Origin of the sequence: uncultured Roseobacter sp., from assembly GCF_947492555.1 — a bacterium.
GTDB lineage: Bacteria > Pseudomonadota > Alphaproteobacteria > Rhodobacterales > Rhodobacteraceae > Roseobacter.
Genome location: NZ_CANLNE010000004.1, coordinates 44,150 through 62,926, shown reverse-complemented (window position 1 = coordinate 62,926; position 18,777 = coordinate 44,150). Strand labels below are relative to the sequence as shown.

Annotated in this window: 17 protein-coding genes; 7 read left to right on the top strand and 10 right to left on the bottom strand. The window is 60.7% G+C overall.

Annotation, left to right across the window (positions count from 1 at the left end; genetic code table 11):
- Nucleotides 1-79: 79 nt before the first annotated feature.
- A complete protein-coding gene (locus tag Q1A07_RS19080) occupies nucleotides 80-1,033 on the top strand; it encodes a LysR substrate-binding domain-containing protein (RefSeq protein WP_366944115.1) in 954 nt (317 codons plus the stop codon).
- 19 nt (nucleotides 1,034-1,052) lie between these two features.
- Here the strand turns inward: Q1A07_RS19080 and Q1A07_RS19075 are convergent, their stop codons facing one another.
- From Q1A07_RS19075 to Q1A07_RS19060, 4 genes are all read right to left on the bottom strand, one after another.
- Nucleotides 1,053-2,333 carry a TRAP transporter large permease gene (locus Q1A07_RS19075; RefSeq protein WP_299783623.1) on the bottom strand — a complete coding sequence of 427 codons (1,281 nt, stop codon included), beginning with the start codon at nucleotides 2,331-2,333 and terminating at the stop codon, nucleotides 1,053-1,055.
- Between the two features lie 8 nt (nucleotides 2,334-2,341).
- Nucleotides 2,342-2,854, bottom strand: coding sequence for a TRAP transporter small permease (locus tag Q1A07_RS19070; protein ID WP_299783622.1), 513 nt, complete (start codon nucleotides 2,852-2,854; stop codon nucleotides 2,342-2,344).
- A gap of 66 nt (nucleotides 2,855-2,920) precedes the next feature.
- Nucleotides 2,921-3,898: a TRAP transporter substrate-binding protein gene (locus Q1A07_RS19065; RefSeq protein WP_299783621.1), complete on the bottom strand. Its 978-nt coding sequence runs from the start codon at nucleotides 3,896-3,898 to the stop codon at nucleotides 2,921-2,923.
- A gap of 87 nt (nucleotides 3,899-3,985) precedes the next feature.
- Nucleotides 3,986-4,729: a glucose 1-dehydrogenase gene (locus Q1A07_RS19060; RefSeq protein WP_299783620.1), complete on the bottom strand. Its 744-nt coding sequence runs from the start codon at nucleotides 4,727-4,729 to the stop codon at nucleotides 3,986-3,988.
- Nucleotides 4,730-4,968: 239 nt separating this feature from the next.
- On the opposite strand from Q1A07_RS19060, the gene Q1A07_RS19055 reads away from it, so the two are divergent.
- The 3 genes from Q1A07_RS19055 (at nucleotide 4,969) to Q1A07_RS19045 (ending at nucleotide 7,680) form a co-directional block, all read left to right on the top strand.
- Entirely contained in the window at nucleotides 4,969-5,649 is a 681-nt protein-coding gene (locus Q1A07_RS19055; RefSeq protein ID WP_299783619.1) for a GntR family transcriptional regulator, read from the top strand.
- Between the two features lie 265 nt (nucleotides 5,650-5,914).
- Nucleotides 5,915-6,817 carry an NAD(P)-dependent oxidoreductase gene (locus Q1A07_RS19050; RefSeq protein ID WP_299783618.1) on the top strand — a complete coding sequence of 301 codons (903 nt, stop codon included), beginning with the start codon at nucleotides 5,915-5,917 and terminating at the stop codon, nucleotides 6,815-6,817.
- Between the two features lie 56 nt (nucleotides 6,818-6,873).
- Nucleotides 6,874-7,680: a sugar phosphate isomerase/epimerase gene (locus tag Q1A07_RS19045; protein ID WP_299783839.1), complete on the top strand. Its 807-nt coding sequence runs from the start codon at nucleotides 6,874-6,876 to the stop codon at nucleotides 7,678-7,680.
- Nucleotides 7,681-7,808: 128 nt separating this feature from the next.
- On the opposite strand, the gene katG is transcribed toward Q1A07_RS19045, so the two are convergent.
- Nucleotides 7,809-9,989 (bottom strand): catalase/peroxidase HPI, encoded by a 2,181-nt coding sequence (gene katG, locus Q1A07_RS19040; protein WP_299783617.1) that lies wholly within the window; start codon nucleotides 9,987-9,989, stop codon nucleotides 7,809-7,811.
- Nucleotides 9,990-10,117: 128 nt separating this feature from the next.
- Here katG and Q1A07_RS19035 point away from each other — a divergent pair, with 128 nt between their 5' ends.
- Nucleotides 10,118-11,008 carry a hydrogen peroxide-inducible genes activator gene (locus Q1A07_RS19035; protein WP_299783616.1) on the top strand — a complete coding sequence of 297 codons (891 nt, stop codon included), beginning with the start codon at nucleotides 10,118-10,120 and terminating at the stop codon, nucleotides 11,006-11,008.
- Here the strand turns inward: Q1A07_RS19035 and iolG are convergent.
- From iolG to iolD, 5 genes are all read right to left on the bottom strand, one after another.
- Complete coding sequence (gene iolG / locus Q1A07_RS19030; protein ID WP_299783615.1) at nucleotides 11,005-11,991, bottom strand: inositol 2-dehydrogenase; 987 nt, start codon at nucleotides 11,989-11,991, stop codon at nucleotides 11,005-11,007. The genes Q1A07_RS19035 and iolG overlap by 4 nt on opposite strands.
- On the bottom strand, nucleotides 11,985-12,824 hold the full coding sequence (locus Q1A07_RS19025) for a class II fructose-bisphosphate aldolase (protein ID WP_299783614.1): 840 nt from the start codon (nucleotides 12,822-12,824) through the stop codon (nucleotides 11,985-11,987). The genes iolG and Q1A07_RS19025 overlap by 7 nt, the downstream gene beginning before the upstream one ends.
- A gap of 119 nt (nucleotides 12,825-12,943) precedes the next feature.
- Nucleotides 12,944-13,786, bottom strand: a complete 843-nt coding sequence (locus tag Q1A07_RS19020; protein WP_299783613.1) for a 5-deoxy-glucuronate isomerase — start codon at nucleotides 13,784-13,786, stop codon at nucleotides 12,944-12,946.
- A gap of 3 nt (nucleotides 13,787-13,789) precedes the next feature.
- A complete protein-coding gene (gene iolC / locus Q1A07_RS19015) occupies nucleotides 13,790-14,776 on the bottom strand; it encodes a 5-dehydro-2-deoxygluconokinase (RefSeq protein WP_299783612.1) in 987 nt (328 codons plus the stop codon).
- A complete protein-coding gene (gene iolD / locus Q1A07_RS19010; protein ID WP_299783611.1) occupies nucleotides 14,776-16,638 on the bottom strand; it encodes a 3D-(3,5/4)-trihydroxycyclohexane-1,2-dione acylhydrolase (decyclizing) in 1,863 nt (620 codons plus the stop codon). Before iolD ends, iolC begins: the two co-directional genes overlap by 1 nt.
- A gap of 122 nt (nucleotides 16,639-16,760) precedes the next feature.
- On the opposite strand from iolD, the gene Q1A07_RS19005 reads away from it, so the two are divergent.
- Together Q1A07_RS19005 and Q1A07_RS19000 are read left to right on the top strand one after the other, a co-directional pair.
- Entirely contained in the window at nucleotides 16,761-17,864 is a 1,104-nt protein-coding gene (locus Q1A07_RS19005) for a Gfo/Idh/MocA family oxidoreductase (RefSeq protein WP_299783610.1), read from the top strand.
- A 17-nt stretch (nucleotides 17,865-17,881) separates the two neighbouring features.
- A complete protein-coding gene (locus tag Q1A07_RS19000; RefSeq protein WP_299783609.1) occupies nucleotides 17,882-18,775 on the top strand; it encodes a TIM barrel protein in 894 nt (297 codons plus the stop codon).
- Nucleotides 18,776-18,777 lie beyond the last annotated feature (2 nt).

Below are 18,777 nucleotides of genomic sequence, written 5' to 3'. Positions count from 1 at the left end.
AACGAGTCATGCCGGTCAGCGTAGCCAATCCAAAAATAAAGGCAAATTTGAATATCTTTTCTTTCCATAGATTTAAGTTATGTATATTTTTATGAATATTTCACAGATTTCAGCTTTTCAGGCAGTCATGACATCGGCCTCCCTCTCGGACGCGGCGAAGAAACTCGGGCGGACGCAACCCGCCGTCAGCGCGGCCATCAAGACGCTGGAAGATCAGCTGGGCCTGCAGCTTTTTGACCGGCAGGGACGCAAGCTGGTCCCGGTACCGGAGGCGCACTACCTGCTGACCGAAACCGATGCGATCCTGAGCCAGCTGTCCCGCGTCCGCCAGACCATGCGCAGCCTTGTGGACGGGCAAACCGGCAATCTGAGCGTTGCTGCCATGCCGGGCCCTGTCTCCGTCCTGTTTCCCCGGTTTATTGCCACCCAGATCAAAGGGGATGCGGGCATCACCGTATCGATCCTTGCGCGCAGTTCGAACCAGATCGCCGAACTTGCCCGCGCGCAGAACATCGATTTCGGATTTGCCGACGCGCCGCAAAACACCGAAGCGCAAAACCTCTACAATGCCGAGTTTATTACAGCAGAGTGTTTTCTGGCCATGCCATCAGATCACCGTTTGGCAGAGCGGGATGTCGTATCCCTCTCTGATCTCGATGGGGAACCGATGGGCACCTTGCAGACCAGTCATGCCCATCAACAAGAATTGCAGGATATGTTCAGGACACGCGGTCTGACCTTTCGAACCATGGTCGAGAGCCAGACCTTTCTGCCGATTCTGCAATTCGTCTCTGCCGGTCAGTGCTGTTCCATTCTGGACCCGTTGACGGTTGCGCATGTGAAGACCGCGGGTGCGATGACGGAGGAGATCCAGGTACGCCCGCTCACTGAAAAAATCCGCTATCGCTACGCCATTGTCGCGCCGCTCTACCGACCGGCATCCGTGCTGGCGAACAAGATGCGCGATGCCTGGCGCCAAGAAGTCATGACGCTGTTGAACGATGTTGGATCAGCCCCCCATCTGGAAACCTGAGCTGCGTCATCATCAGGTGTCAGCCAAGGATGGATGGCAGGGTCATCGACACGGCGGGGAAAAATGTCGTCAGCATCAGCGCCACGAGGATCGCAAAATAGAACGGCCAGATCGTACGCACGGCCACCTCCATGGGCAGTTTGCCAACGGCGCACCCAACAAAGAGGCAGGAGCCGACAGGTGGGGTACAAAGACCAAGCCCGAGGTTCATCATCAGGATCATGCCAAACTGCAAGGGGTCAATCCCAAGGCTGTGGGCCACCGGCAGGAAGATAGGCGTGCAGATCAGGATCAGCGCCGCCATATCCATGATCATGCCCAGCACCAACAGGGACAGGTTGACCAGCAACAGGATGATGATCGGATTGTCGGTCAGCGCCGTCAGGAAATCCACCGTCTGGCTGGGCACGCGGAAGAAGGTCAGCATATAGGCAAAGGCGCCCGCGCAGGCGATCAGGATCATCACCATCGCCGTGGTCCGCACCGCCTGCAAAACCGCGGTGCAGAAATTCTCCCAGGTGATCGTGCGGTAGACCAGCAAGGTTATAATGAATGCGTAGATGGCGCCGAATGCCCCGGATTCGGTCACCGTGAAGACGCCTGACAGAACGCCGCCGACGATGATCACGGCAGTAAAAAGCCCGGGCAGCGCAAAGATGAAACTCAACGCCAGGGCGGTCCAGCCGGGGAAGGTCTCTGCCGCATACCCCCGCCGCACAGCGACGACATAGGCGGCCATGGCGAGGCAGATGCACATCAAAATGCCCGGCACCACACCTGCCAGAAACAGCTTGGAGATCGAGATGCCGCCGCCCGCCGCCACGGCAAAAATGATCATATTGTGGCTGGGTGGGATCATGATGCCCGCGATGGAGGAGGTGACCGTGACGTTCACCGCGTAGTCCGTGTCGTAGCCCTTTTCCTTCATCACCGGGATGAGGATTGAGCCCAAGGCGGAGATATCGGCCACGGCGGAGCCGGAAATGCCGCCGAAGAGCATGGAGCTGAAGACATTCACGATCCCCAGCCCGCCCCGGACGGCGCCAACGGCGGCGGAGGCGAACCGCACCAGCCGGATGGCGATGCCCCCGTGGAACATCAATTCGCCCGCGAAGATGAAAAACGGGATGGCCAGCAGGGAAAAGACATTGATACCGGAGACAATGCGCTGAAACCCGATCATCAGCGGCAGGCCCTCCCACCAGAAGGCGGCGATGGCCGAAATGCCCAGAGCAAAGGCGACAGGCGCGCCGATGAGAACACAGAAGGCAAAGATGCCAAGCAGAATGGTAAGTCCCATTAACGCGCCTATTCAATCGTGTCTTTGCGGAGATCTGCGCCGCGCAGGATGCGCGTCAGATGTCCCAGAGAGAAGAGAAAAATCAAACCGCCCGACAGGGTCAGCGGCAAGGACCGCAGCCCTTCGGGCAATTGCAGCATCGGGATCAGCGACCCCCATTTAAAGAGGGTAAGTTGCGCGCCATACCATGCCATCAGCAGACCAAACCCGCCCATGATGCAATCCGTCATCACGGCCAGCGCCTGCCGGATTTTGCGCGGTACGGAGGTGCGCAGAATGGTGACGGAGAGATGCGTATTCTCATGGATGCCAACGGCAGCGCCCAGAAACGCGATGGTCATGACCAGCAGAAAGGCCACCTGTTCGACCCAGGTCGGCGTGGCGTTCAGCACGTAGCGGCCAAAGACCAGCCAGCCGAAGATCACGGTCAGCGTCACGAGCGCGATGCCGGTGACAAGCTTGCAGGCGTGGCTCAAACGATCCAGGGCCGCGTCAAACTGGGCCCATGTGCGGCTCGACATCTCGATGATCCCCCCGGTGCTTTTCCCGCCCGGCACCCATGCGCCGGGCGGGGAAGTTTGTTTTATTTATTCGGTGCTCTGGATCAATTCGACCAGGCCGCGCAGGTCGGGATTGGCCTCGAGATAGGCTTCATAGACCGACGCCATGGCTTCCTGGAAAGGAACCTTGTTTGAGATTTCGTTGAACTTGACCCCGGCTGCCATGACCTTTTCCTGGCTGGCGGCTTCGCGTTCCTTCCAAAGCTGACGCTGAAGCAAGGCGGCTTCTTGCGCAGCGTCCTTGACCGCCGCCTTCATGTCGTCAGACAGGCCATCGTAAACGGCTGTGTTGATGCACAGACACTCGGGAATAATCAGGTGCTGGCTGAGCGAATAGTAGCCCGCCACCTCGAAATGCCCCGTGGCTTCATAGGACGGCCAGTTGTTTTCGGCGCCATCAACAACCCCGGTTTTCAGCGCCTGATACACCTCACCAAAGGCCATCGGCGACGGGTTACCGCCAAGCGCCGAAATCATGCCGGTGAAGAGGTCGTTATTCATCACACGAACCTTGAGGCCGGTCACATCCGCCGGTGTCTGGATCGGTTTCTGGCTGTAGAAGGACCGGGCACCCGCATCGAACCACGACAGCGGCACAAGGCCCTTTTCGGCCATGCCTGCCGCAATGGCTTCGCCGCCCTCGCTTTCAAGAACGCGGAACATGTGGTCTACGTCCTTGAAGATAAACGGCAGGGAGACGACATTGGCGGACGGCGCAATCGGACCGATCGGGCCAAGGTTGAAGTTGCCGATTTCCAGCCCGCCGATGCGCACCTGCTCGATCCCGTCAGGTTGATTGCCCAGCGTGCCGCCGTGGAACATCTGCAGCGTGATCTCGCCGCCGGTCTTCTCTTCCAGAAGTTCCGCGAATTTATCCATCGCGACGGTGTTCGGATAGCCATCCGTGTGGATGTTCCAGCCCCGCCAGCTCTCTGCCTGTACAGCGGTGGCCATCAGGCCGACAAGGCCCAGCGTGCCCATGGTTTTGGTCAAGCGCGTAAACATATATCTTTTCCTCCCTATTGCGCGTGATCGGTCTTTGGTCGTTTGCGGCGCCCCTCCCGGGCGGACGCGGCCTCTGCCGCGCCTGCGTTATGAGAACAGGGTCCCGCCGTTGATGTCGATGTTCGTGCCGGTGATGAACGCCGCCTCTTCCGAGGCCAGATAGGCCACGAGGTTGGCCACATCTTCCGGCGCACCCTCGCGTTTCAGGGGCGTCACGTTGGCCACGTGGCTGCGCACCTCAGGCTTGGTAAAAACGTTGTGGAAATCAGTGTCGATCATGCCGGGGCAAATGGAGTTCACCCGGATGTCGGGCCCAAGCTCCTTTGCCAGCCCGCGGGTCATTGTCATCACCGCTCCCTTGGCCGCCCCATAGGCAACAGCGCCCGGACCACCCCCGTCGCGTCCGGCCTGACTGGCCAGCCCGATGATCGAGCCACCGCGCCCCATGTGGGGCAGCACCGCCTTGACCGCATGAAAGAAGGACGTCGCATTCAGGTCCATCACCCTGTGCCAGTGGTCGATATCCATTTCCGGGATCGCCTTGCGCGCAACCAGGCCGCCGGTCACGTGCACAAGGATGTCGATACCATCGCCAAAGGTCTCGCGAGTCTTTGCGACCAGCGCGCTGACATCTTCTTGCTGGGTCATATCTCCTTGTAGGGCGACGGCTTTACCACCCGCAGAAGTGATCTCGCGGACAGCGCTATCCGCCCCGTCGGACGAACTATGGTAGTTTATGGCGACAGAGGCTCCGGCGGCAGCCAGACGCATCACACAGGCCCGGCCGATGTCCCGCCCACCGCCTGTGACGATAGCCGTTTTGGCTGTCAAATTCCGAGAACCGGTGGCGGATACTTCTGGCATGTTCATTCCGTATTCCCAGCTTTATGCGAGCACGATATGCAGACTAGTATACCAGTTTACAACCTCGGTCAAACGTGAACTTCTTCGCACACGCAACATAAGAACCCAAAAAAGTGCTGTACTACACCTCAATCGGTCAGAATACATGCCTTTTATCTCCCAAACTGGTATGGTAAATGATGATCAAACGACAAAGGAATATCGGTTTGCAAAATCCAACAATTGCGGAACGGCGGACCAGCGCGGATGAGGTCTTTGATTTTCTCCACGGTCAGATTTCCGCGCTAAAGCTCATGCCCGGCACACGCATTTCGGAAGTCGAGATCGCCAAACGCTTTGACATGTCGCGCCAGCCCGTCCGGGAAGCTTTTATCCGGCTGGCAAATCAGAATCTCATTCAGATTCGCCCCCAGAAGGCGACTGTCGTCAGGGGGTTTTCCTACGAAGCCATCCAGCGGTCGCGCTTCATCCGCCTTGCCGTGGAATGCGAAATCATCCGCCGGGCTTGTGCCGAAGCCGACGGCGCGGATCTCAAACGCCTGCGCCGCAGCCTTGAGCAGCAAGCCGACGCCGTCGCGCGCAATGACATCGAGCGGTTCCACGCGTTGGACTACGAATTTCACAAAACGCTGTGTGCCGCCGCAAGATGCGCTTTTGCTTTCAAGACGATCACGGAAAACAAGGCCATGGTGGACCGGCTTTGCCTGTTGAGCCTGACGCAGGCGACGGAAATGGACAAGCTGCTGGCAGACCATCGCGAGATCGTTGATCATCTGGAAGCACGTGATGAGGATGGCGTTGTGACTGCGATCCGGATGCACCTGTCCCGGCTTGATAGCGTCATCACCAGCATCCGGAAATCGCACGCCACCTACTTCGAAGACTGAGCGCGAATCCTCAAATTCCTGCCACTGCATCTAACAACAGCGCTCCCAGCAGGAATTCGCCACCCGACGATCGGGCAAAGCGCTTACTTGCAAAATCAGAATTTCCGAGGCTAGTTCTAAGGACGTAACCGGGCAGCGGGGTGTCTTCCGGACTCGCCCGACGTCACCATGACGCGTGAAATCCCCGTGAAACCGGCCCCTCTGCAGGGGGCTTTTTCGAACGCCGCGTCAGTATTTGGACGCGGAAAAAACGGGAGTTTTTCACATGAAAACCACGGGCGTCATCGGCATTGGCGACATGGGCAGCGGGCTTGCAAAGAACCTGCTGAAGAACGGATTTTCAGTCACGGGGATCGACCCGGTCAAAGATCGGATGAACGCTTTCACCGATATGGGCGGGGTCGCTGCAACATCGGTTGCGGAGGTGGCCCGGGCTGCGGAGGCCGTGTTTGTCATGGTCATGAGCGGCGATCAGGCGAAGTCGGTCATCCTGGGGGCGGACGGTTTGGCTGCCCATCTTAAGCCTGGCAGCGCCATTCTGCTCAGCGCCACGATCAAACCGCATGAGGCGCGCGAGATCGGGCAGGAAATGTCGGGATCGGACGTGCATCTGATAGATACGCCGGTCTCCGGGGGGTTTCCGGGTGCGCAAGGCGGCACGCTGACGATGATGGCTGCAGCGCCTGATGCGGTGCTGGATGAATTTGCCCCGGTCATGCAGGCAGTCTCGGCCAACATCCACCGCGTCGGCACCCGACCGGGGGAGGGCCAGACGGTCAAAGCCTGTCTGCAATCCCTGATCGGCGCACAGTTTGCGGCAACCTTCGAAGCGGCAGCACTTGCTGCCAAGGCGGGCGTGCCGGGTCAGGTGCTGTTGGATGTCTTCTCGACCTCCTCGGCGGGCTGCGGTGTCGTGAACAACGCGCTGGAAAAGATCATTGATCGTCAGTTCGAAGGCACCGGCAGCCACATCAACACGATGCACAAGGATCTGACCATCTCGATGGGCTTGGGAGAGGAACTGGGCGTGCCGCTGCACACGGCAAGTGCCGCCATGCAGATTTTCCATGCAGGGCGCACCCGGTATCCTGATGGCGACAACTGGGTCTGCACGCGCGTGATCGAAGAGATCGTTGGTGCCGAACTTCACCGGCAGGCCAAACAATGAAGCTTGGGGTGATCTGCGACGGCATCAGCAGGGATCTACGCCATGCTGTGAGTGTCATGGATGAGTTTGGGCTCGACTACGCGGAACTGCAATTTGTCGGCGACACGGAAGTGGGCGATCACACCGCTGCCGAAGTGCGCGAGATCAATGCCCTGCTGCGAGATCGCGGCAAGCCGGTCTCCTGCCTGTCGCGGCATATCTTCGCCGGCATGTCGGCCGAGAACCGCGCCGGAGACGCGGTTCACACCCGGCATATGGACGCGCTGAAGCGGGTGATCGAGATGGCCCATGTGGTTGGCGCCCCGCTGGTGCGGATCATGACCCAGCGCAAGGAGCAGATCCTCTGGGGCCACAACGGCGCGGAGAAATGGAATGTGGCGCATGGCGTCTGGGACAGCATGCCCCCGTTGATCGCGCCCGCCGTGGAACTGGCACGGGCTGAAGGGGTGACGCTGGTGGTCGAGACCGGCAACGGCACGCTGGTCAATTCAAACTACACCGCGCGTAAACTGATCGACGCACTCGATGCCAGAGACGCGCTCAAAGTGCTATGGGACCCCGGCAACAACTGCTGGTGCCACGAGGTCGCCTATCCCGATGGCTATGCGGAGGTAAAAGACGGCTATCTGGGGCACGTGCATATCAAGGACGTGCTGGTCGATACCCCGCGTGCAACCCTTGAGGTGCGCAAGATGGGTGAGGGTCAGCTTGGCCCGCTCTTTCCGCAGATCGCCGCCGCGCTCCGGGCAGACGGGTATGACGGTGTGATTTCATTTGAGAGCGTGTTTCATCCCGGCAATGGGGATTTCGAGGCGGGCTTTCGACAATGCATCACACATTTCAAAGAGGTGTTCGGCGAATGACCTCAGCCGCAGGCAGGTGATCGCACCCACACGTGCCCTCTGCAGGCGCTGACGCATGCCTGACGTGCAGCGCCCAATAAGATGCGCCGCCTCACAGAGACGGCGCATCACGGTTTTCACATCCTCGATCAGTTCAGATCGAAGCGGTCCAGGTTCATCACCTTGGTCCAGGCGGACACGAAGTTTTCGACAAAGGCATCTTTCGCATCATCCTGCGCGTAGGCTTCAGCCAGGGCGCGCAATTGCGAGTTGGACCCGAACACCAGATCGACACGGGTGCCGGTCCACTTCACGTCACCGCTGGCCAAATCGCGTGCTTCGTAGAGGCCCGGCGATCCCTCAACGGGCGCCCACGCCAGGTTCATGTCCAGCAGATTGGTGAAGAAGTCCTGTGTCAGCTGGCCGACGCGGTCGGTGAACATACCATGCGTGGCACCATCCGCATTCGCCCCAAGAACGCGTAGACCGCCCACCAGAACCGTCATCTCCGGCGCTGTCAGGGTCAGAAGCTGCGCGCGATCCACCAGCATTTCTTCGGCAGAAACCGAATACTCTTGCGGCTGATAGTTGCGGAACCCATCAACGCGCGGCTCCAGCACATCGAAGCCTTCCGGGTCTGTCTGTTCCTGCGTGGCGTCCACACGGCCCGGGGTGAAGGGCACGTCGATGTCGTGACCTGCGTCCTTGGCCGCCTTCTCGACCGCAGCGGAGCCCGCCAGCACGATCAAGTCAGCCATGGAAACAGATGCGGCAGACGCCGACTGGATGCCTTCGAGCACGGACAGCACCCTGGCCAACTGGTCAGGCTGGTTCACCTCCCAGTCTTTCTGCGGCGCAAGCCGGATGCGGGCACCGTTTGCGCCCCCGCGGAAGTCCGATCCACGGTAGGTCGACGCCGACGCCCAGGCCGTGGAAACCATTTCCGGGATCGTCAGATCAGACGCCAGGATTTTCGCCTTGAGGTCCGCGATATCCGCCGCCGTCAGAGGCCTGCCCGTCGCTTCGGGCAGCGGGTCCTGCCAGAGGAACTCCTCCCGCGGCACTTCTTCACCGAGATACCGGGACTTCGGCCCCATGTCGCGGTGAATGAGCTTGAACCACGCCTTGGCAAAGGCATCGGCGAATTCTTCGGGGTTCGCCATGAAGTGGCGCGAGATTTTCTCGTAGGCCGGGTCCATGCGCATCGCCATATCTGCGGTGGTCATCATGATATGCGTCTTGCCCGCATTGTCGGCGGTCGGCGCCATGTCCTCTTCTTTGAGGTTCTTGGCCTGCCACTGGTGCGCGCCTGCCGGGCTCTTGGTCAGCTCCCAGTCATACCCGAAGAGCACGTCAAAGTAGGACATGTCCCAGGTTGTCGGTGTCGGCGTCCAGGCACCTTCGATGCCACTGACGGTCGCATCGACGCCAAAGCCGCTGCCATGGGTGTTTTTCCAGCCCAGTCCCATCTGTTCGATGGGCGCGCCCTCTGGCTCTGCACCCACCAGACCGGCGTCACCTGCACCGTGCGCTTTGCCAAAGGTGTGACCACCTGCTGTCAGGGCCACGGTTTCGTAGTCGTCCATTCCCATGCGGGCGAAAGTTTCACGGATATCGCGACCGGATGCGACCGGATCAGGATTGCCGTCCGGACCTTCCGGATTGACGTAGATCAGACCCATCTGCACCGCAGCCAGCGGGTTCTCCAGCTCCCGGTCGCCGGTGTAGCGCTTGTTGCCAAGCCACTCGTCTTCCGCCCCCCAATAGATGTCCTCTTCGGGCTCCCACACGTCTTCACGGCCACCGCCGAACCCGAATGTTTTGAAGCCCATGGATTCCATCGCCACATTGCCAGTCAACACCAGCAGATCCGCCCAGGAAATCTGGTTGCCGTATTTCTGCTTGATCGGCCAGAGCAGACGGCGCGCCTTGTCCAGACCACCGTTGTCCGGCCAGCTGTTCAGCGGTGCATACCGCTGCGACCCGGTGGAGGCGCCGCCCCGACCATCGCCGGTCCGGTAGGTCCCCGCCGCGTGCCAGGACATGCGCACGAACATCGGACCGTAGTGCCCATAGTCCGCCGGCCACCACGGCTTGCTATCCGTCATCAGCGCGGTCAGGTCTTTCTTGAGCGCCTGATAATCGAGGGATTTGAATTCTTCCGCATAGTCGACCGTGCCGCCAAAGGGGTCCGTCTGCGGGCTGCTTTGGTTCAGGATCTTGAGGTTCAACTGGTTTGGCCACCATTGCCGGTTGCCCTGCACTTCATTCGTTGCATGAATGCTTGTGCCATGCATCACGGGGCATTTGCCTATATCGTTGCCGTCCATTGTATCTCCGATCGGGGTTGATGTGGGTTGAATTCCGGGTACCACAGCGCGTGCGGTCGCGCGTAGAATAACAGAGTCGACCCATACATTGAATTTGAAATTTATTATGGCAGTGATAACTTCATCCTATGGAAAACTTCACGATCAGGCAGCTGCGATACTTTGAAGCCGTCGCCCTGCATGGGCATTTTGGGCGCGCGGCAGAGGCGTGCTCGATCTCCCAACCCGCGATTTCCGTGCAAATCAAGGAGTTGGAGGAAACCCTTGGCCAACTGCTCTTTGAGCGGCACGCGCGCCACATCCGCCTAACCTCGTTCGGAGAGGAATTTGCCCAACGGGTCCGGCCTATTCTACGCTCGATAGATGACCTCTCGGACCTCGCGCGCGCATCACAGGCCGGGTTGATCGGCAAGTTGCGGCTGGGCATCATTCCCACCGTCGGGCCCTACCTGTTACCCCGTCTCGTTGCCGATCTGAATGACGCCTACCCCCGGCTTGACCTGCGCATCCGGGAGACACAGACGGAAAACCTGATCTTTGATCTGCTGGGCGGACAGTTGGATGTGGCGCTGGTGGCGCTGCCGATCTCGGAGCCCGGCCTGACCGAGGTGCCCTTGTTTGACGAGAGCTTTGTTCTGGTGCGCAGCTTGTCCGACGCGGAAAAACCGGTACCAAGCAGTGAAACCCTCAGCAAAATGCGTCTTTTGCTGCTGGAAGAAGGTCATTGCTTTCGGGATCAAGCGCTGGCCTTTTGTGGTACCCCGTCCAACCTGCCGCGCGAAAGCATGGAGGGCAGTTCGCTCTCCACGCTGGTGCAGATGGTGGCCAGCGGCCTCGGCGTGACACTGATCCCCGAGATGGCGGTGGCACTTGAAACCCGCTCGGCGGATGTCTCTGTCGCGCACTTCAAACGGCCCGAACCCACCCGCACCATTGGCATGGTTTGGCGGAAATCGACGCCGCTGGCCGATCAGTTGACCGGTCTGGCAGGCCGGGTAAAGCAGACGGTGACCGGCTAAAGCTTCACGGGCTGGCCCGTCTCCCACGATTGACTGGCGGCGTCGGCCAACATCTGGGCGCGCAGCCCGTCAGTGATGCCAGGGGCGAGCACCGTCCCGTCACGGACCGCTGTCACAAAGTGCTGCATCTCAGCCAGGTACGCCGCCTCGTAGCGTTCAAGGAAGAAGTGTTTGGCAGGTGCCGTGGCAAAGCCTCGCGCGTTAGCGGTCTCGATGGTGTGCTCCTGAACATTCGCGGCACGCAGCATGCCGCCTGACCCATGCACCTCAATCCGCTGATCGTAACCGTATGTCGCCCGGCGGGAATTGCTGATCTGGCAGATCCTACCGCTGACGGTGGTGAGCGTGACAGCGGCGGTGTCGGCGTCCCCTGCAACGCCGATCTCCGGATCGACAAGCGCACTGCCCACCGCGAAGACAGTTGTCGGTTCCTCGCCCAAAAGGAACCGTGCCATGTCGAGATCATGGATCATCATGTCGCGGAAGATCCCACCGGAGCTTGTGATGTAGCTGACAGGTGGTGGCGACGGATCGCGCGACAGGATCGTGATGATCTCGGCGTCGCCTATGTCGCCTGCGGCGAGGCACGCTTGCAAATGTGCAAAGTTCGGGTCGAACCGTCGGTTGAAGGCGGTCATGAAGGGCACGCCTGCGGCCTCAACCGCCTCGATGCAATCGCGGATGCGATCGGCGGACATATCGATGGGTTTTTCACAAAAGATCGCCTTGCCTGCTTTGGCAGCAGCATGGATCAGGTCGTAATGCGTGTCGGTCGGCGTGCCGATGACCACCGCATCCACCTCCGGGCTGGCGATGAGTGCTGCGCTGTCGAGTACTTGCGCACCGGTCTTGGCCGCGAGCGCATCCGCGGCTGCAGGCACGGCATCTGAGACGGCGGCGACACGTGCACCCTCTATCCGCGCTATGGAGCCTGCGTGCACCACGCCAATGCGTCCGCAGCCCAGAAGCCCGATGTTCAGCATTGATCTTCTCCCTTAAAACCGCGCAGCACGGCGCGGGTGGCCGCGACCATTGGGTCGTGAGTGTCTTTCAGGATCTGCACGCGGTCAAAGCGGCTGGGGTTGCTGTTGACGGCCTCGCGCAGCGCGTCTCCAAAGGCCATGCGCAGCTCAGTGCCGATGTTGAATTTGCAGATGTTAGAGCTCCGCGCAAGGTGCAGACGTTGCGCCATCGGCACACCGGAGCCGCCGTGGATCACCAGTGGCGTGTCGGTCAGCGCTTCGATGGTGCGGATACGTGGCTCATCGAGTCCGCCTTCCTTGTTTTCCTGCAGGTGCACGTTGCCAACCGAAATCGCCATGGCATCGACCTTTGTCTCGCGGGCGAATGTCGCGGCCTCCTCAGGGTTGGTGCCTTCCGAGGTTTCGCCCTGTGCGTAGCCGACAAAGCCAATCTCACCCTCGCAGGAGATGCCCGCGCTGTGGGCCATTTCCGCTATGGCCGCGGTCTCGTCGATATTCTGTTGCAGCGGCAGGCGAGAGCCGTCGAACATCAGCGAAGTGAAACCCGACTCCAGAGCCTCGCGGCACTCGTCAGCGGTATAGCCATGATCAAGGTGAGCAACGACAGGCACGCTGGAGCTTTCGGCGAGGTGACGGAACATCTTGCCAAGAACGGGTAGCGGCGTGTGCTCACGGCAAGAAGGACCCGCCTGCAGGATGACGGGGACGCTTTCGGCTTCGGCGGCGGCTACGTAGGCGCGCATGTCCTCCCAACCGAGGGTGACCAGGCCCGCAATGGCGTGGCCCCGCTTCAGCGCAGGTTTCAGGACGTCCGAGAGGGTAACGAGGGGCATGGGCTACATCCCCTTGCAGATCGTTGAATTGGGCGTAATCGCCCGGCGGCACCGCCGGGCAGCCCCGTGCCTGCGGGCGGGGGTGACCCTCTCTACATCTTGCGACGTTGCGAGCAGCTTCACTTGAACTTCGCCACCATGTCCTTGATGCCCGGGATCGTCTCGATCTGATAGGCATGGGTCGGCTGGAAGTACTGCACGAGGCTGCGCTGCGAGAGGCCGCCGAGGATCGTGAAGTAGTACATCTCGTAGCCCGGCATGACCGCGCAGGGGTGATAGCCCTTGTCGATGCAAATGGTGGAGCCATCCATCAGCTGGTAAGCATCCCCCGGCTTGCCCTCTTCGCGCTGCAGGATCTGCACGCCCGAGCCGTGATTGGGCCGGAAGCGGAAATTATAGGTCTCATCATGGCGCGTCTCATGCGGCAGGTTATCCGTGTCGTGCTTGTGCGCGGGAAAACCCGACCAGCCACCCTGCCCCACTGTAAAGAGCTCAGACACCAGCAGCCGACCCACTTTGCCATGCTGTTTCTGGCCGAGGATGTGCTTGATCTTGCGGTGCGTCTTGGTGTCGTCGGAGCCGTATTGCACCTTGTCGAGCTCGGGCACGCGCACGTCGAAGGGCTCCAGCACCTTGTCGTATTTGGCACCTGCGATGAATGTCTCGGTCGCCTCGGAGGTGCACGTCATGCGGACCTTGGCGCCGACGGGCACATAGACGCCCTCGGGTTCGCCGTCCCAGACATCTTCGCCGCGATTGCCAAGTGCGGCGAAGGAAACCCCCTCGACCTCCACATCGACGGTGCCAGTGGCGGGCACGATGCAGGTCTCATAGCCCGGCACCTGGTACTCAAAGCTCTGGCCCTGTTCCAACTTGACGATGTTGAAGTAATTCAGCGGGACAGTCGGGTCGTCCGCATTCACGATGGGTGTGTTCTGGTTGTCGTGCGGGGCTATGTGCATGGGTTATCCTTCCTGGGCCGCGGTCGGGCCGGGGTGAGTGGCGAGAAACGCCTCGAGTTCATCGGTGTCGGGCATCGCGGGAGAGCAGCCGGGCTTGGCCACGACGACAGAGGCACAGGCGGAGCCGCGCAGGACCGCCTCCTTCAGCGGGCGCCCTTTGGAAAGGCTGGCCAGCAGCCCGGCCATGAAACTGTCGCCTGCGCCGGTCGGTTTCACCGCCTCGACAGGGTAGATGCCGGTACGCGTCTCCGTGCCATCCGCAAAGGTGATCGCGCCTTTGGGGCCCATCTTGTAGATCACCATTTGGGCGCTGGTCTCGGCGAGTGCGCGGGCCTTGGCAAGGCCCCTGTCGATTTGGCCGGCCATAAAGCCGAATTCCTCGTCATTGCCGACGATCACATCGGCCATGGCGCCCGCCCGTGTTAGCACCTCTTCAGCCTCTGCCGCCGAGGGCCAGCTGTAGGGGCGGTAGTCAATGTCAAAGAGGATCGGCAGGCCCGCCTCCTTGGCCTTGTCAAAGGCGCGGAAGGCGGCGCTGCGGGAGGGTTCAGCCGCAAAGACCGTACCCGCAGTGATGACGGCACCGTAAGCGGTGAAGTCGATGGCGTCGATGTCGGCAGCATCCATCTGAAAATCAGCCGCATTGTTGCGGTAGATGACAGATTGGTGCTCTTCGATGCGGGTCTCGTAGACCGCAAGCGACGTGCGGTATTCACCGCGCACGCGCTTCACATAACTGCGGTCAACGCCGTAGTGATCGAGCTGCCCTTCGCAATACCAACCGACCGCATCATCCGACACCGCCGTGACCAATGCGGCTTTGCAGCCCAATTTCACCAGACCGGCGGCGGTGTTGGCGGCAGACCCGCCCATGCCCACGCGCATCACCGTGGCGTCGCGGGTACGGGTGCCCGGCGGATCAGGGAAGAAATCCATCCCGACCCGGCCGACGACCAGGAAATTGCCAGTAGCAAGCGCCTCCTGCAGCATCAGATACCCCTTCGCTGGCGAACACGCGCGCTTTCCCATTCGGCGTGGGCCGCGCGCACCTTCTCCGACGTCGAGACCTGCGGCGTGCCGCATTCCCACCAGGTGTGCCCCTGCGTGGTCCAGCCTTCGTAGGCGTCGACCTTCATGACGATCACAGAGGTCTTGTCAGCGGCTTGGGCGCGTTTGAACGCCTCAGCCAGTTCGGTGGGATTTTGAACGGTTTCGGCATTGGCACCCATGGAGGCAGCATGCGCCTCGAAGTCCACGGCAAAGGGCTCGGGCACTGTAGGGCAATCTGCGATGAGGTTGTTGAAGCTCTCGTTGCCGGTATTGTTTTGCAGCTTGTTGATCACCGCAAAGCCCCCGTTATCGAGCAGGAGGATGATCAGCTTTTTGCCCGTGAGCACCGAGGAGTAGATGTCGGAGTTTAGCATCAGATAAGAGCCATCGCCGCAGAAGGTGATCGTATCGCGCTCCGGCTCGCGTTGGGACTGGGCGATGCGTGCGCCCCAGGCGCCAGCGATTTCATAGCCCATGCAGGAAAAGCCGAATTCGACGTCCACGGTGCCCGGATCGAGCGTGCGCCAGTTGGCTGTGACCTCCGCAGGCAGACCGCCCGCTGCTGCCACAACCCGGTCGCGCGGATCACAGAGCGCGTTCACCACGCCGATGGCCTGGGCATAGGAGTTGGGGCGGTTGTCGCCATAGGAGACGTTGTCGGCCACGTAAGCGTTCCATTTTGTCCGCTCGGACTGCGCGTGCTCGACCCACTCACCGGGCGCGGTATAGCTGTCGAGTGCCTCACCCATTGCTGTCAGCCCCAGTTTGGCATCGCCCACCACCGGAAGAGAGCGATGCTTGCCCGCGTCGTGGCGACCTGCATTGAGCGAGATGAACCGCGCGTCTTTGGCAAAGGCCGTCCAGGAGCCGGTAGTGAAATCCTGCAGCCGTGTACCCACTGCGAGGATCACATCGGCCCGCTCGGCAATGGCATTTGCGCTATCTGATCCGGTTACACCGATGGGTCCAATGTTCAGCGGGTGCGTGTCAATCAGGTTGGCCCGGCCCGCAATGGTCTCGACCACGGGAATCTGATGCGCTTCGGCAAAGGCTGTCAGCTCGGCCACAGCGCGGGAATACTGCACCCCACCCCCCGCGATGATCATCGGGCGTCTGGCGGTTTTCAGCAGCGCGGCGGCATCCACGATTTCGGCGGCGTCCGGTGTTTGACGGCGAATGCGATGCACGCGCTTTTCGAAGAATTCGTCGGGGTAGTCAAAGGTCCAGCCTTGCACGTCCTGTGGCAAGCCAATGAAGGCGGGGCCGCAATCCGCCGGATCGAGCAGTGTGGCCAGGGCTGCGGGCAGCGACTGGATGATCTGCGCGGGATGGGTGATCCGATCCCAGTAACGGCTGACCGATTTGAACGCATCATTCACACCGAAGGTCGGGTCGTGGAAATGCTCCATCTGCTGCAGCACCGGGTCCGGCAGGCGCGTGACATAGGTATCGCCACAGAGCAGCAGCATCGGCAGACGGTTCGCATGGGCCAGCGCCGCCGAGGTCACCAGGTTCGACGTGCCCGGTCCTGCAGACGCGGTGCAGAACATGAACCGTTGGCGCAGCCACTGCTTGGCGTACCCTGCGGCGGCAAAGCCCATGCTCTGCTCGTTCTGACCGCGATAGAGCGGCAGAGTGTCCCGCACATTATAGAGCGCTTCGCCCAGACAGGGCACATTGCCGTGGCCGAAAATGCCAAAGCCGCCCCCACAGATCCGCATTTCGACGCCATCGATTTCGATAAACTGATTGTCGAGCCATTGGATGATGGCCTGCGCGGTGGTCAGGGTCTGAGTGGTCATGGATACAGAGGTCCTTCGGGCGATTATTGCGACCAGATCATTTCGCGGCTTGAACAGCTTCGACTCTCACGATACTAATTTTGCAACCGGTTGCAAACGGATTCTCAAAAAAGGACGCGCCGATGGCTGAGATTGGGATAGGCATCGTCGGTGGCGGCTACATGGGCAAGGCCCATGCGGTCGCGATGTCAGCTGTTGGCGCGGTGTTCGACACAGCACGCAGGCCGCGGCTGGAGATGATCTGCGCCACCTCTCCAGAAAGCGCCGAGCGATATCGGGCTGCCTATGGGTTTGCGCGTGCCACCGATGACTGGCAGGTTCTGGTGAATGACCCGGGCGTGGAGGCCGTTGTGATCGCCAGCCCGCAGGAGACCCATCGCGCCATTGCCGACGCGGCCTTTGCGCTAGGTAAGCCGGTGTTCTGTGAAAAGCCGCTTGGCGCCTCGCTGGACGACAGCCGGGCAATGGTGGCTGCTGCCGATGCGGCCGGTGTCGCGAATATGACCGGCTTCAACTATATTCGGACGCCCGCCAGCCAATATGCGCGTCAGCTAGTCGCGGACGGGGTGATCGGCGATGTAACGTGGTTCCGGGGCGAGCATACGGAAGACTTCCTCGCCAATCCGCAAACGCCCGCCTCCTGGCGCACCGACGGGGACGCCAACGGCACCATGGGGGATCTTGCGCCGCATATGATCAACGCAGCGCTTGCCCTGCTGGGGCCCATTGAGCGGTTGATTTCCGAAGTCGAGACGGTTCACGCGACCCGCCCCGGCGGCACAGTTACCAATGACGATCATGGCCAGATGATGTGCCGCTTTGCAGGCGGCGCAATGGGGCAAATGTATTTTTCCCGCATCTCCACGGGGCGCAAAATGGGCTATGCCTATGAAGCCACCGGGACAAAGGGGGCCATTCGGTTCGATCAGGAAGATCAGAACGCGCTATGGCTCTATCGTGCCGAGGGAGCGGAGGCGACGCGGGGGTTCACCAAGATCCTGACCGGCCCGGCCCATCCTGACTACGAACCCTTCTGCCAGGGGCCAGGGCATGGCACCGGTTATCAGGACCAAATCATCATCGAGGCCCGCGATTTTCTGCGGGCCATTGAGACCGGGCAGCCGGTCTGGCCGACGTTCAAGGACGGTATGGAGGTGAACCGCGTGATTGCCGCGGCCATGGCGTCTTCTAAAGACAAAACCTGGAAAGAGATTTCCGACTTCTGACCCAAGAAAGGGCTCTCATGACAATACGGATTGGCAATGCGCCCTGCTCCTGGGGTGTGGAGTTTGCAAATGACGCGCGCAACCCGACATGGCAGTCGGTACTCAAAGACTGTGCGGAAGCAGGATACAAGGGCATTGAGCTGGGCCCCGTCGGTTTCATGCCGGAAGATCCGTCACAGCTGGGTGAGGCGTTGGCAGAACATGATCTGGAGCTGATCGGGGGGGTCGTGTTCCGGCCCTTTCACGATCCGGGGGCCTGGGACGATGTGTTGGACGGCTCGGTGCGCACCTGCAAGGCGCTGGCGGCCCACGGCGCGCAGCATCTGGTGCTGATCGACTCCATTTCGCCACGCCGTGCGCCCACAGCAGGGCGTGCTTCGGAAGCCGAGCAAATGGAAAGTGCCGAATGGAACGCATACCGCGACCGCATCGCAACCATCGCGAAGATGGGGGCAGAGGAATATGGGCTGACCGTGGGCATGCACGCCCATGCGGCAGGGTTCATGGATTTCGAACCGGAGTTGGAGCGGCTGCTGGATGAGGTGGATGAAAACATCCTGAAGATCTGCTTTGACACCGGGCACCATTCCTATGCGGGCTTTGACCCTGTGGCCTTCATGAAGCGGCACATCGGACGAATTTCCTACATGCACTTCAAGGATATCGATCCGGCGGTAAAGGCGGATGTGATCGCCAAGCGCACCGGGTTCTATGACGCCTGCGGGCAGGGTATTTTCTGCAACCTCGGCCAAGGGGATGTGGACTTCCCCACCGTGCGTCAGGTGCTGCTGGACGCAGACTTTGAAGGGTGGTGCACGGTCGAGCAGGATTGCGACCCGCTGCTTGATCCGGACCCTCTGGGCGACGCGAAGGCGAACCGTGAATACCTTGAATCCATTGGCTTTCAGTAAGG

Bases quoted from the DNA above. Each gene is read 5' to 3' on its own strand.
- Q1A07_RS19045 (WP_299783839.1), top strand. From the start codon at position 6,874: ATGGATGAGTTTGGGCTCGACTACGCGGAACTGCAATTTGTCGGCGAC.
- Q1A07_RS19070 (WP_299783622.1), bottom strand. From the start codon at position 2,854: ATGTCGAGCCGCACATGGGCCCAGTTTGACGCGGCCCTGGATCGTTTG.
- Q1A07_RS19065 (WP_299783621.1), bottom strand. From the start codon at position 3,898: ATGTTTACGCGCTTGACCAAAACCATGGGCACGCTGGGCCTTGTCGGC.
- Q1A07_RS19005 (WP_299783610.1), top strand. From the start codon at position 16,761: ATGGCTGAGATTGGGATAGGCATCGTCGGTGGCGGCTACATGGGCAAG.
- katG (WP_299783617.1), bottom strand. From the start codon at position 9,989: ATGGACGGCAACGATATAGGCAAATGCCCCGTGATGCATGGCACAAGC.
- Q1A07_RS19020 (WP_299783613.1), bottom strand. From the start codon at position 13,786: ATGCACATAGCCCCGCACGACAACCAGAACACACCCATCGTGAATGCG.
- Q1A07_RS19000 (WP_299783609.1), top strand. From the start codon at position 17,882: ATGACAATACGGATTGGCAATGCGCCCTGCTCCTGGGGTGTGGAGTTT.
- Q1A07_RS19050 (WP_299783618.1), top strand. From the start codon at position 5,915: ATGAAAACCACGGGCGTCATCGGCATTGGCGACATGGGCAGCGGGCTT.
- Q1A07_RS19025 (WP_299783614.1), bottom strand. From the start codon at position 12,824: ATGCCCCTCGTTACCCTCTCGGACGTCCTGAAACCTGCGCTGAAGCGG.
- Q1A07_RS19080 (WP_366944115.1), top strand. From the start codon at position 80: ATGTATATTTTTATGAATATTTCACAGATTTCAGCTTTTCAGGCAGTC.
- iolC (WP_299783612.1), bottom strand. From the start codon at position 14,776: ATGCTGCAGGAGGCGCTTGCTACTGGCAATTTCCTGGTCGTCGGCCGG.
- Q1A07_RS19035 (WP_299783616.1), top strand. From the start codon at position 10,118: ATGGAAAACTTCACGATCAGGCAGCTGCGATACTTTGAAGCCGTCGCC.
- iolG (WP_299783615.1), bottom strand. From the start codon at position 11,991: ATGCTGAACATCGGGCTTCTGGGCTGCGGACGCATTGGCGTGGTGCAC.
- Q1A07_RS19075 (WP_299783623.1), bottom strand. From the start codon at position 2,333: ATGGGACTTACCATTCTGCTTGGCATCTTTGCCTTCTGTGTTCTCATC.
- iolD (WP_299783611.1), bottom strand. From the start codon at position 16,638: ATGACCACTCAGACCCTGACCACCGCGCAGGCCATCATCCAATGGCTC.